The sequence below is a fragment of the Serratia sp. A07 genome (assembly GCF_058725505.1).
Genome location: NZ_JBZXDO010000171.1, coordinates 1 through 1,214, shown reverse-complemented (window position 1 = coordinate 1,214; position 1,214 = coordinate 1). Strand labels below are relative to the sequence as shown.

2 protein-coding genes and 1 pseudogene are annotated in these 1,214 nt (G+C 47.1%); all 3 read left to right on the top strand.

Going from position 1 to position 1,214, the window contains the following annotated elements:
* A partial coding sequence (locus AC4PR2_RS28935; RefSeq protein ID WP_492176054.1) for a hypothetical protein occupies positions 1-504 on the top strand: 504 nt, incomplete at its 5' end.
* Positions 491-1,069: a hypothetical protein gene (locus tag AC4PR2_RS28930; RefSeq protein WP_492176053.1), complete on the top strand. Its 579-nt coding sequence runs from the start codon at positions 491-493 to the stop codon at positions 1,067-1,069. The genes AC4PR2_RS28935 and AC4PR2_RS28930, both read left to right, overlap by 14 nt.
* Positions 1,066-1,214: pseudogene (locus AC4PR2_RS28925) on the top strand (complement resistance protein TraT); the annotation flags it as partial. The gene AC4PR2_RS28930 and the pseudogene AC4PR2_RS28925, both read left to right, overlap by 4 nt.

Here is a 1,214-nt window from a genome sequence, read left to right as displayed (position 1 = left end):
AACACCAACAGCGAGGCGGTGCGCATGCGCCGGGAAGACCTGGCGGAGGCGTTCGTCGAGGACAAGCTGCGCGGACGGCTGGACACGCACTATGGCCAGGCAGCCAGCCACGTCGGCGACGGTATCCACGCGCCCGTCAACACGGCGAAAGCGCAGGGCGGTGCATACGGTGCGGCGATGGGAGATATAGATGCCAAGGTCGCCGATGCAAAAATCAAGAAGGACGTCAAACAGCGAGTCGATACCATGGGGAAAGACACTACCGCTCGCATGAAAGACAATGAAGACCTGGTTAATTATGATAAGGGTGATGTGGAAAAAGGCCTGAATAATAATAAAACAAACTTTAACCAACAGAATAAAGATTATACAATAAAGCATCAGGCAGCAGTATTGCATCAGAAAGGAAGTGCTTTCTCAGGAAAGAGTAAAGATTCTGACTATCTTGATCAAGCCAAAGAGATACTGAATCAACAGAAAGGTGGCAAGAATGAAACAAAGTGAAGTTCGTGAAGAGGTAGCAATGATTGTCAAAGCAGTAAAGGAATCTGATGCTGAGGTTCCTTTAATGTCTCAAGGGATGCGCCCCGCGGTCATTTATATCGTTATAGTGCATGTGATATTGGCCGCGAATATCATTTGTTTCTTGACTACTAATGTAAGGTTTGATGTTGATTATTTTGGTGGGGTGGTGGTTGCCTCATTAATAGCCAATGTTATGCTTGGGGTATTTATTTACTCTTATTATACTCAATACCTATTTATTCCTGAAGCGACAAGAAAACAGTCTAAGCTTCTCGCATTAATAAGAGAAAAGGTGTCTCACTATGCTTATTTTCATTTTGGCGTCTTACTAACAGCTTCAGCCTTGGGTTTGACGAGTGGTTGGGCGGCATCCCTCCCATGGCTCCAGGTACCGTTACTATTCTTTACCGGCTTCGCCCTTCTCTTTGATCTGGGGCGATTTAACCTCCCCAGCCTGGCAGGGCTGGTCGATGCAGCGAAGCACGAGTTCAAAAACAATGAGTTGCAAGAGTTTATCAATGGTGTAAATAAGGAAAAAAAATGAAATCTACTCAAAAATTAATGATGGTAGCCCTGGTCAGCAGTACGCTGGCTCTCTCCGGCTGTGGCGCAATGAGCACCGCCATCAAAAAGCGCAACCTCGAGGTCAAGACCCAGATGAGCGAGACCATCTGGCTCGAACCGGCCGG

Coding starts and splice junctions, on each gene's coding strand:
- AC4PR2_RS28930 (WP_492176053.1), top strand. CDS start 491: ATGAAACAAAGTGAAGTTCGTGAAGAGGTAGCAATGATTGTCAAAGCA.